The following is a 9,913-nucleotide window of genomic DNA, read 5'->3' as shown; positions in this document are numbered from 1 at the left end:
GATGACCGCTGCATTGAGCGATGGTCCGCCGGCGGACGGCTGGACCACCGACGATCTTGAAGCCCTGCCCGAAGATGGCTTGCGCCGCGAGTTGCTCGATGGAGTGCTCCTCGTGTCCCCCTCCCCCACGGACGTGCACCAGATCATCGCAATGCGGCTCGGCGTCGCACTGGAACAAACCTGCCCTCGCGATCTCCAAGTGACCCAGAGCGTCGAGATCCGGATCAGCAACCGCCGGTCCTTCATTCCGGACGTGCTCGTGGCAACCGACGAGGCAGCCACTCGCGCGGCCGGGCACTACGCGCCTCATGAGGTCGTACTCGCGGTCGAGATCGTTTCACCGACATCACAGAGCATGGACCGGATCACGAAACCTGCCCTGTACGCCGCTGCGGGGATCCCTTTCTACTGGCGAATCGAGACGAAAGGAGGCCTCATGGTGCACGCCTCCAAGATCGACCCGGAGCACGAGGTGTACCAGCCGATCGGCGCGTTCAGCGACGTCATCGAGGTGTCCGAGCCTTGGCCGATCAGCATTCCGGTCAGCACCCTAACCCCGCGGTATCTCTGACGATCTCGGTCTTTCAGCTCGGTCGTCTACGTCAGTACCTTGACGGCCGCGGTCAGTACGAGCTGGGCCAGAGCGACCGGCACCAGGACCAGCCAGCACAGGCGCTGCAGCTGGTCCTCGCGCAGGCGCGGGTAGGTCACCCGCAGCCAGATGATGACGAACGACACCGCGAACACCTTGACCAGCGTCCACAGCCACCCGAGGTGCTCCGCCCACGGGCCGTGCCAGCCGCCGAGGAACAACACCGTCGTCAGGGCCGCGATGACGACGATGCCGACGTACTCGGCGAGCAGGAAGAACGCGAACCGCAGGCCGGTGTACTCGGTCAGGTAGCCGAAGACCAGCTCGGAGTCGGCGATCGGCATGTCGAACGGGGGCCGCCGGATCTCCGCAAGGCCGGCCACGAAGAACACTGCCGCGGCGGGGAACTGCCACACCAGCCACCACGGCTGCCACGCCGCGACGATCCCGGGCAGGCTCAGCGTGCCCGCGGCCATCGCGACGCTGGCCGCGGCCAGCACCAGCGGCAGCTCGTAGCCGAGCAGCTGGGCGGCGCCGCGCAGGCCACCGAGCAGGCTGTACTTGTTCGCCGACGCCCACGCCGACATCAGGACCGCGACCACGCCGACGCCGAGCACGGCGAGCACGAAGAACAGGCCGATGTCCATGGCCTGGGCGACCAACCCGCCGGGCCCGAGCGGCACGGCCAGCAGGACCAGCAGGTACGGGAACAGCGCAACGATCGGCGCCAGCTGGAACACCCGGCGGTCCGCGGCCCGCGGCGCGATGTCCTCCTTCTGCACGAACTTCACGCCGTCGGCGATCAACTGTGCCCAGCCGTGGAACGCGCCCGCGTACATCGGGCCGAGGCGGCCCTGCATGTGCGCCATGACCTTGTGCTCGGCCTGGCCCACGACCAGCGGGAGCGTGAGGAAGCCGACGACCACCGCAACGACCCGCACGGTCAGGTCGAGCCAGAGCGGCATCAGTCGCTCCCCTCGGCCGGCGAGTCGTCCGTCGGGGCCGGGGCCTCTGGCGGGGCTGGGGGTGGAGCGGGCCGTTCCCGGACGGGCCGGTCGGCGGCGGGGCGGGCGGGACGCGCGGGGCGGTCGCCCGCGGCGCGGCGCGGCGGTGACTCGGGCGCAGGCGCCTGGCCCTTGAGGGGGCCCCATTCGTTCGGGTCGGGGACGCCGGGCGGGCGCATCGGGGCACGCTTGGCCGACCCGGACTCGGACTCGCCCGGCTCCTTGGCGCCCGGCCACGCCTTGGCCACCCGCGACGCCAGCACGAACTCCTTGCGCAGCGGATGTCCCTCGAAGCCGGGCGGCAACAGCAGGGGCCGCAGGTCGGGGTGCCGGGCGAACGTGATGCCGAACATCTCGTACGTCTCCCGCTCGTGCCACGCGGCGCCCGGGAACAGGTCCACCACGGACTCGACGACGAGCTCGTCGAGCGGCACGAGGGCACGCAACAGCAGCCCGTGGTGCCGCTTGCTGGACCACAGGTGGGCCACCACCCGGAAACCGTCGGCCAGCTCGTCGACCGCGGTCAGCCAGTCGAAGAAGTCGCAGCCCAGCGCGGCCGGGTCGCGGGCGACGGACACCGCCGCCCACCACCGGGCCACGGGTACGTCCACCACGGCCCGCTCGTGCCCCGCCCCGCCACCGGACACGCTCGCCGTGACCGGACCGGCGTCGGCGTGCTGCTCGTCCGCCAGCAGCGCGACCAGGCGCTCACCGACCTCCTCGGGCGTCATGGGGGTGATCCTATGGCCCGACGCCCCGCGCAACGCTACTGCAGGCCCGGCAACCGCCCGTTGCGGAACAGGTCCACGAAGTCCTGGTGGTCCTCGCGGGCCTGGTCGCCGTACCGGTGGGCGAAGTCGACCAGGTGCTCGACGAAGCCGGCCTCGTCCTTGTCGACCGCCGCGACGATCGACTCCTCGGTGGAGAAGTCGACCAGGTCGTGGCTGGACTCGTCGTCCGCGACCGAGTGCATGCGGGCGACCGCGCGGCCCAGGTCGGCGATGACGCCGGTCAGCTCCTCGGGCTCGTTGACGTCGGACCAGTCCAGGTCGGCCGCGTACGGGGAGACCTCGGCGACGAGCTGGCCGACGCCGTTGAGCTCGGTGAAGCCCAGCCACGGGTCGGCGTGCGCCTGCAACGCCCGCTGCGACTCGGCGGTGCGGTGGCCCTGGTGCCGGAAGTAGCCGCGGACCCGCTCGTCGTCGATCCACCGGGCGACCGCCGGGACCTGCGCCTGCTTCATGTAGATGACGACGTCGTTCTCCAGCGCCTGGGTGTGCCCCTCCAGCAGCAGGTTGTACGACGGCAGCCCGGCCGAGCCGATGCCGACGCCCTTGCGCAGCACCACGTCCTTGATGTTGGTGGCGACGCTGCGGTGCTGCGGCAGCGTGGTCAGGTACGCGTCGAACGCGGCGCACACCGTGGCCCGGGTGTCCGCGTCGATCTCGTACACGCCGTCGCCGAGCGAGAAGCGGCGCTCGTAGTCGTCGATCGTGGTCTGCCCGGCCAGCAGATCGACCCGGGTGTTCAGCCGGGCCTGCTGGAGCACCCGGCGCAGCACACCGTCGGCGTTCTCCAGGGTGATCGAGCCGATGGCGTCGTCACCGCCGGCCGCGATGGCCCGCAGCTCGACCAGGTACGCCCGCGCGAACGTGGTGACCAGCTCGGTGATCGCGGCGTCCGACAGCGCCTTGGAGTAGCCGATGAGCGCCACGCTGGCGCTGAACCGCTTGAGGTCCCAGCTGAACGGCCCGACGTATGCCTCGTCGAAGTCGTTGACGTTGAAGACGAGCTGCCCGTCGGAGTTCATGTACGTGCCGAAGTTCTCCGCGTGCAGGTCGCCGTGGATCCAGACGCGGCTGGTGCGCTCGTCGAGGAACCGGTCATCGGCGTACCCGCCGGTCTGGTCGGCGTAGAACAGCGACGCGCTGCCCCGGTAGAACGCGAACGGCGAGGCCGCCATCTTCCGGAACTTGCGCCGGAAGGCGGCCGGGTCCAGCGCCATCAGCTCGCCGAACTCGCGGGTCAGGACGTCGATGATGAAGTCGGCTCGCGACGGGGTGGTCATGAGAGGCAGGCTAGCTGCCCTCGACCACCGGCGGGGTCACCATCGGGGCGGTCAGCGAGGCGGCGTCGCGGCGCAGCGGGTCCGGCCGCGGCACCCCGCCGGGCCCGGACTGCTCGCGGGCGATCTTCTCCTGCAGCCGCAGGATGCCGTGCAGCAGCGCCTCGGGGCGCGGCGGGCAGCCCGGCACGTACACGTCGACCGGGATGAGCTGGTCGACACCCTTGGTCACCGAGTACGAGTCCCAGTACGGCCCGCCGCAGTTGGAGCAGGAGCCGAACGAGATGACGTACTTCGGCTCGGGCATCTGGTCGTACAGTCGCTTGATCGCCGGGGCCATCTTGTCCGTGACCGTGCCGGACACGACCATCAGGTCGGCCTGGCGGGGGCCGTGCGCGAACGGGATCACGCCGAGCCGGATGAAATCGTGGCGGCCCATGCTGGTCGCGATGAACTCGATCGCGCAGCAGGCCAGCCCGAAGTTGAAGACCCACAGCGAGTAGCGGCGGCCCCAGTTCAGGACGAACCTGATGGGCTCACCGAGGACTCCTGGCAGACCGGCCACGCCGCCAACCTACCCCGGCGCGCCGAGCGCGATGCACCAAGGCCCGGCGGGCGGCATATCGGACGTACGTCGGAAGGTGGACCGTGCCGGGTGTCCCGCCGAATGCTGTGCCCCCGCTGAGCGGCGGGCCTACGCTTCGGCAAATGAAGGCTCCCATCGCCGCCGGGGTCGCCGCGGCGCACCCGGCGACCGCGGACGCCGGCCTGCAGATCCTGCGGGCCGGCGGGACCGCGGCCGACGCGGCGGTCGCCGCCGTGCTGGCGACCTGCGTCGCCGAGACCGTCTTCACTGGACTCGGCGGGGGCGGCTTCGCCACCTACTACGACGCGGCCACCGGTACGGCGACCTGCCTCGACTTCTTCGTCGCCGTACCCGGGACCGACGGCGACGTCGAACCGGACGCGATGGTGGCGGTCGACGTCTTCTTCGGCGGCGTCCCCCAGGTGTACGCGATCGGCGGGGCGAGCGTGGCCGTGCCGGGCGTGCCTGCCGGCTGCGGCGAACTGCACCGCCGGTGGGGGCGGTTGCCCTGGACCGAGGTGGTGGCGCCCGCGATCGAGCTGGCCCGTACCGGGGTGATCCTGCCCGCGGCGCAGGCCCGCACGCTGGCATCCTGCGCGCCCGCGCTGGCGTACGGCGAGGGCGGCGCGGTGTACGCCCCGAACGGCCAGCTCATGCAGGGCGGCGAGCTGCTGTTCCATCCCGGCCTGACGACCGCGCTGGAGGGGCTGGCCGCGGAGGGCCCGGCGGTGTTCTACACCGGGGCGTTCTCCAAGATCCTGGTGGACGCGGTCCGCGCGGACGGCGGCAACCTCGGCCCCGTCGACCTGGCCACCTACCAGGTGAACGAGACACCTGTGGACCACGCCTGGCTGGCCGGGCACCGGGTGCACGCCCGGCACGACCTGAACCGGGCCGTCGACACGATCGCCGCCCTGCCCTCGGACGTCGCGCAGCTGACCCGCCCCGAGCGGGCCGTCGCGGTCGCGACCGCCCTGCGCGACCGGGGGCGCCAGCGGGTCGGCGACACCACCAACGTGGCCGTGGTCGACGCCGCGGGAAACGCCTGCGTGGTCACCACCACGCTGGGGCTGGGGGCGGCGGTGTGGCTGCCCGGCCTCGGCATCAACATGAACTCGATGCTCGGCGAGGGCGAACTGCTCACCCCCGACCTGGCCCCCGGTCTGCGGATGTCGTCGAACCTGTGCCCGATGGCGGTCACCGACTCCGAGGGGCGGCTCACGGTCGCGGTGGGGTCGGCGGGCGCGTCACGGATCCGTACGGCCCTGATCGACACGCTGCTCGGGGTGCTGGTCGACGGGCTGGACCTGCGGCAGGCGGTCGCCCGGCCGCGGTTCCACGTGGTCGGCGACACCGTGCACGCGGAGGCCGGGTATCCGGAGGCCGAGCTGGAGGCGCTGGCCGACGCCGGATGGCAGATCAACCGGTGGCCGGACATCGACCACTACTTCGGCGGCGTGACCGGCGTGGGGCCGGGCGGCGCGGCGGGCGACCCGCGCCGCGGCGGCGCGGGCCTGCACCTCTGATCAGTCGCCCGCCGGGTGCCAGGCGGCCCGCTTCATGTCGACCCGGTCACCGGTCAGCGGGACTCCCTCGGCGAGCAGCCGCTGCCGGGCCTCCTGCTCGTGCCCGGGCGGAAGGCGCCCGGCGCTGTTGACCACCCGGTGCCACGGCACCCCACCGCCGTGCCGGGCCATGATCGAGCCGACCTGGCGGGCCGAGTTGCGGCCCGAGGCGTCGGCCAGCGCGTCGGCGACCGCGCCGTACGACATGACCCGGCCCTCGGGGATGCGCTCCACCAGCGCCAGCACCTCTTCGACGTACTCCTGCGGTGTCACCGCCGCCACGATATGGGATCCGCGGACGGTCCCGAGCGTCACGCCGCGCAGAATGGGCGGGTGCGGGAAGTGGTGACCGGTGCGCGCCGGATCGTGGTCAAGGTGGGTTCGTCCTCGCTGACCACGGCGGCGGGCGGGATCGACCAGGAGCGCGTCGACGCGCTCGTCGACGTGCTGGGCAAGCTGGCCACGGACGGCCGCGAGGTGGTGCTGGTGTCCAGCGGCGCCATCGCCGCCGGTCTGGCCCCGCTCAACCTGCCCCGGCGCCCGCGCGATCTGGCCACCCAGCAGGCCGCGGCGAGCGTCGGCCAGGGCCTGTTGATCGGGCGGTACGCGGCCGGTTTCGCCCGGCACGGCCGTACGGTCGGGCAGGTGCTGCTGACGGTCGACGACGTGACCCGACGGGCGCACTACCGCAACGCGTACCGGACGCTGCGCAAGCTGCTCGACCTCGGGGCGGTGCCGGTCGTCAACGAGAACGACACGGTCGCCACCGAGGAGATCCGGTTCGGCGACAACGACCGGCTCGCCGCCCTGGTCGCCGCGCTGGTCCACGCCGACCTGCTGGTGCTGCTCTCCGACGTGGACGCGCTCTACACCGGCGACCCGGTCGACCCCGCGTCGAAGCGCGTCGAGGTGGTCCGCGACGACGCCGACCTGGAAGCGGTGGCGATCGGGCGGGCCGGCCGCGCCGGCGTGGGCACCGGCGGCATGGTGACCAAAGTGGAGGCGGCCCGTATCGCCACCGGCTTCGGCATCCCGGTGGTGCTCACCGCCGCCCCGCTTGCGGGGCCCGTGCTGGAGGGAGCGGAGGTCGGCACGCTGTTCGAGCCGGCCGCTCAACGCCCCACGGCCCGGCTGTTCTGGCTGGCCCACGCCACGGCTCCGCGGGGGCGGTTGCACCTCGACCCGGGGGCGGTCACCGCGGTCGTGGCCCGGCGCAAGTCGCTGCTGCCCGCCGGGATCACCGCGGTGGACGGCTCGTTCGCCGCGGGGGACCCGGTGGATCTCGTGGCCGCGGAGTCGGGCGTGGCGATCGCCCGGGGCCTGGTCAACTACGACGCGGTGGAACTGCCCGCGCTGCTTGGCCGCACCACCTCCGAGCTGGCGGCCGCACTCGGCCCGGAATACGAACGAGAGGTCGTCCACCGCGACGACCTCGTACTTCTTTAGGAGTGACGATGAGTGTCCTGCAGCAGGCGGGTGAGGCGCGCGCCGCCTCGTTCGAGCTGGCCGCCGCCACCCGGGCCGAGAAGGACGCGGCCCTGCTGCTGATGGCGGACCGGTTGGCGCACGGCGCGGACGACATCGTCGCCGCCAATGCCGTGGACGTCGACAAGGCACGTACGGGCGGGTCACCCGAGGCCATGATCGACCGGCTGACGCTGACCCCGGAACGGGTGGCCGCGATGGCGGACGGCCTGCGCCAGCTCGCCGCGCTGCCCGACCCGGTCGGCGACGTGGTTCGCGGCTCCACGCTCGCAAACGGACTGGAGTTGCGCCAGGTCCGGGTGCCGTTCGGGGTGGTCGGCATCATCTACGAGGGACGGCCCAACGTCACCGCGGACGCCGCCGGGATCTGCCTCAAGTCGGGCAACGCGGCGCTGCTGCGCGGCTCGTCGTCGGCGTACAGCTCGAATGCGGCGATCGTGGCGGTGCTGCGCGAAGCGGTCGCCGAGGCGGGCCTGCCCGCCGAGGCGATCCAGCTGCTCGACGCCAGCACCCGGGACTCGGTGAAGGAGCTGATGCGCGCCCGCGGCCTGGTCGACGTGCTGATCCCGCGCGGTGGCGCCTCGCTGATCAAGGCGGTGGTGGAGGAGTCGACCGTGCCGGTGATCGAGACCGGGGTGGGCAACTGCCACGTGTACGTCGATGCCGACGCCGACCTGGAGAAGGCGCTCGCGGTCGTGATGAACTCCAAGACGCAGCGGCTGTCCACGTGCAACACCGCCGAGTCGTTGCTGGTCCACGCGGACATCGCGGACTCGTTCCTGCCATTGGTCCTCGAGGAGCTGATCGCCGCCGGGGTGACGGTGCACGGCGACCCGCGGGTGGCCGGGTACAGCACCGACGTGGTGCCCGCGACGGCCGCGGACTGGGGCACGGAGTACCTGTCGGCGGACATCTCGGCCGCGGTGGTCGACTCGCTCGACGACGCGCTGGACCACATTCGCCGGTACGGCACCGGTCACACCGAGGCCATCGTCAGCGAGTCGGTGACCGCGGCCCGCCGGTTCGCGGCGCGGGTGGACACGGCCGCGGTGATGGTCAACGCGTCGACCCGGTTCACCGACGGCGGCGAGTTCGGCTTCGGCGCCGAGATCGGCATCAGTACGCAGAAACTGCACGCCCGCGGCCCCATGGGCCTGCCCGAGCTGACCAGCACCAAGTACATCGTCACCGGCAACGGCCACACCCGGACCTGAGCCATCCGTCGCGGGCGTGGCTCTCAGTGATCCGTGGCCGGGTATCCGGCGGTGACCGCGCCCGCGGTCGGTACCTGGGCCGCCGACGGTGAGGCGGCTGCTCCCCGCAGGCTGTGGGCGGTGACCGCAGCCACGAGCCGCCGCGGCATCAGCCGGCTCGCCAGCGGCACCCAGGCGTTCTCCGGGCCGGGTGTGACGACCGGCCGGTTGCGCTCGACCGCGCGCAGGGCCCGTGCCACGACGTACGTGACCGGGCGCGTCCGTCCGACCCGGGCCTCAGAGGTGCCGACCACCCCGAAAAAGCCGGTGTCGACCGGGCCGGGGCAGACGGCGGTGACCCGCACACCGGTGCCGCGGTTCTCCTGCCGCAGCGCCTGACTGAACGACAGCACGAACGCCTTGGAGGCGCCGTAGACCGCCATGTACGGCGTCGGCTGGAAGGCGGCGATCGAGGCGACGTTGACGATGGCTCCGCGGCGCCGCGCGACCATGCCCGGCAGGTACGCAGTGGTGAGGTCGACCAGCGCGGAGACATCGAGGGCGACCTCGGTGCTCACCCGCTCGGCGGGCACCTCGTGCAGCCGTCCCGCGCTGGCGAAGCCGGCGTTGTTGATCAGGGCGTCGACGGTCAGTCCACGCTGGTCGGTCGCCGCCCGCACGATGTCGGCGGCGCCCGGTGCGGTCAGGTCCTGGACCACCACTTCGGCGCGGATGCCGTACGCCGCCCGTAGCCGCCGCGCGGTGTGGGTCAGCACGTCCTCGCTGCGGGCGACGAGCACCAGGTCGGCGCCGCGGGCGGCCAGTGCGGTGGCGAACCCTGCCCCGATGCCCGACGACGCTCCGGTGATCATGACGGTTTGCCCGGCCCAGTTCATCAGTCCTCCAAATCGTCAGCGATGCTGACGGTCAGTCTTCCAGACTGATGACGTGACTGACAAGCGGTCCCGTACAGTCGGCGCATGACCAGCCCGGCCGACCAGCTCGCGTCCCGCACCGGGTACGTGCTCATCAAGCTGGGCGAGGAGGCGCTGGCCGCCGCGGAACGCGCGCTGGCCCCGCTCGGGCTGCGCGCCAAACACGTGAACGTGCTGACCCTGATCGAGACCCACCGGCTCTCCCAGCAGCAGCTGAGCACCGGCACCGGGCTGGACCGTACGACCATGGTCGGGCTGGTCGACGACCTGGAGGCGGCCGGCTACGCCACCCGGGAACGCGACCCGGACGACCGGCGCCGGTACGTCGTCAGCCCGACCCCGGCCGGGCTCACCGCGCTACGGGCGGCCGCGCAGGCGCTCGACGAGGTGGAGGCGGCGGTCTTCAGTGGACTGACCGTGGCCGAGCGCCGGACCCTGCACCGGCTCGCCACCCGCGCGCTGGACGCCACGCGACAGCGAGGCTGACC

Annotated in this window: 11 protein-coding genes; 5 read left to right on the top strand and 6 right to left on the bottom strand. The window is 72.4% G+C overall.

Going from position 1 to position 9,913, the window contains the following annotated elements; all coding sequences use genetic code 11:
• Position 1 precedes the first annotated feature (1 nt).
• Positions 2-571: a Uma2 family endonuclease gene (locus ACMCNK_RS26485; protein ID WP_412739072.1), complete on the top strand. Its 570-nt coding sequence runs from the start codon at positions 2-4 to the stop codon at positions 569-571.
• 26 nt (positions 572-597) lie between these two features.
• Here ACMCNK_RS26485 and ACMCNK_RS26480 read toward each other — a convergent pair whose 3' ends face one another.
• Genes ACMCNK_RS26480 through ACMCNK_RS26465 form a run of 4 tightly spaced genes read right to left on the bottom strand, consistent with a single transcriptional unit; the run spans position 598 to position 4,226 of the window.
• Complete coding sequence (locus tag ACMCNK_RS26480; RefSeq protein WP_412739071.1) at positions 598-1,557, bottom strand: complex I subunit 1/NuoH family protein; 960 nt, start codon at positions 1,555-1,557, stop codon at positions 598-600.
• Positions 1,557-2,327 carry an NADH-quinone oxidoreductase subunit C gene (locus ACMCNK_RS26475; protein WP_412739070.1) on the bottom strand — a complete coding sequence of 257 codons (771 nt, stop codon included), beginning with the start codon at positions 2,325-2,327 and terminating at the stop codon, positions 1,557-1,559. The genes ACMCNK_RS26480 and ACMCNK_RS26475 overlap by 1 nt, the downstream gene beginning before the upstream one ends.
• A gap of 35 nt (positions 2,328-2,362) precedes the next feature.
• Positions 2,363-3,664: a DUF2252 domain-containing protein gene (locus tag ACMCNK_RS26470; protein WP_412739069.1), complete on the bottom strand. Its 1,302-nt coding sequence runs from the start codon at positions 3,662-3,664 to the stop codon at positions 2,363-2,365.
• Between the two features lie 10 nt (positions 3,665-3,674).
• The gene (locus tag ACMCNK_RS26465; protein WP_412739068.1) at positions 3,675-4,226 is read right to left on the bottom strand and encodes an NADH-quinone oxidoreductase subunit B; all 552 of its coding nucleotides are present in this window, start codon (positions 4,224-4,226) and stop codon (positions 3,675-3,677) included.
• A 143-nt stretch (positions 4,227-4,369) separates the two neighbouring features.
• Between ACMCNK_RS26465 and ACMCNK_RS26460 the strand changes: the two genes are divergently transcribed.
• Positions 4,370-5,773: a gamma-glutamyltransferase gene (locus ACMCNK_RS26460; protein WP_412739067.1), complete on the top strand. Its 1,404-nt coding sequence runs from the start codon at positions 4,370-4,372 to the stop codon at positions 5,771-5,773.
• On the opposite strand, the gene ACMCNK_RS26455 is transcribed toward ACMCNK_RS26460, so the two are convergent.
• Positions 5,774-6,085 carry an MGMT family protein gene (locus ACMCNK_RS26455; protein ID WP_412739066.1) on the bottom strand — a complete coding sequence of 104 codons (312 nt, stop codon included), beginning with the start codon at positions 6,083-6,085 and terminating at the stop codon, positions 5,774-5,776. It abuts the gene before it with no gap.
• 60 nt (positions 6,086-6,145) lie between these two features.
• Here ACMCNK_RS26455 and proB point away from each other — a divergent pair, with 60 nt between their 5' ends.
• Both proB and ACMCNK_RS26445 read left to right on the top strand, forming a co-directional pair.
• Positions 6,146-7,258, top strand: a complete 1,113-nt coding sequence (gene proB / locus ACMCNK_RS26450; RefSeq protein WP_412739065.1) for a glutamate 5-kinase — start codon at positions 6,146-6,148, stop codon at positions 7,256-7,258.
• Positions 7,259-7,266: 8 nt separating this feature from the next.
• Positions 7,267-8,511 carry a glutamate-5-semialdehyde dehydrogenase gene (locus tag ACMCNK_RS26445; RefSeq protein ID WP_412739064.1) on the top strand — a complete coding sequence of 415 codons (1,245 nt, stop codon included), beginning with the start codon at positions 7,267-7,269 and terminating at the stop codon, positions 8,509-8,511.
• Positions 8,512-8,534: 23 nt separating this feature from the next.
• On the opposite strand, the gene ACMCNK_RS26440 is transcribed toward ACMCNK_RS26445, so the two are convergent.
• Positions 8,535-9,386 (bottom strand): SDR family NAD(P)-dependent oxidoreductase, encoded by an 852-nt coding sequence (locus tag ACMCNK_RS26440; protein WP_412739063.1) that lies wholly within the window; start codon positions 9,384-9,386, stop codon positions 8,535-8,537.
• An 84-nt stretch (positions 9,387-9,470) separates the two neighbouring features.
• On the opposite strand from ACMCNK_RS26440, the gene ACMCNK_RS26435 reads away from it, so the two are divergent.
• Positions 9,471-9,911, top strand: coding sequence for a MarR family winged helix-turn-helix transcriptional regulator (locus tag ACMCNK_RS26435; protein WP_412739062.1), 441 nt, complete (start codon positions 9,471-9,473; stop codon positions 9,909-9,911).
• Positions 9,912-9,913: the final 2 nt, after the last annotated feature.

Origin of the sequence: Krasilnikovia sp. MM14-A1259, from assembly GCF_047159535.1 — a bacterium.
Taxonomy (GTDB): Bacteria; Actinomycetota; Actinomycetes; order Mycobacteriales; family Micromonosporaceae; genus Actinoplanes.
Note: the sequence above shows the minus strand (reverse complement) of the source record. Positions and strands in the feature narration are given on the sequence as shown.

Excerpts from the sequence above, each read along its gene's own strand:
- ACMCNK_RS26485 (WP_412739072.1), top strand. The coding sequence starts at position 2 with ATGACCGCTGCATTGAGCGATGGTCCGCCGGCGGACGGCTGGACCACC.
- ACMCNK_RS26480 (WP_412739071.1), bottom strand. The coding sequence starts at position 1,557 with ATGCCGCTCTGGCTCGACCTGACCGTGCGGGTCGTTGCGGTGGTCGTC.
- ACMCNK_RS26475 (WP_412739070.1), bottom strand. The coding sequence starts at position 2,327 with ATGACGCCCGAGGAGGTCGGTGAGCGCCTGGTCGCGCTGCTGGCGGAC.
- ACMCNK_RS26470 (WP_412739069.1), bottom strand. The coding sequence starts at position 3,664 with ATGACCACCCCGTCGCGAGCCGACTTCATCATCGACGTCCTGACCCGC.
- ACMCNK_RS26460 (WP_412739067.1), top strand. The coding sequence starts at position 4,370 with ATGAAGGCTCCCATCGCCGCCGGGGTCGCCGCGGCGCACCCGGCGACC.
- ACMCNK_RS26445 (WP_412739064.1), top strand. The coding sequence starts at position 7,267 with ATGAGTGTCCTGCAGCAGGCGGGTGAGGCGCGCGCCGCCTCGTTCGAG.
- ACMCNK_RS26440 (WP_412739063.1), bottom strand. The coding sequence starts at position 9,386 with ATGAACTGGGCCGGGCAAACCGTCATGATCACCGGAGCGTCGTCGGGC.
- ACMCNK_RS26435 (WP_412739062.1), top strand. The coding sequence starts at position 9,471 with ATGACCAGCCCGGCCGACCAGCTCGCGTCCCGCACCGGGTACGTGCTC.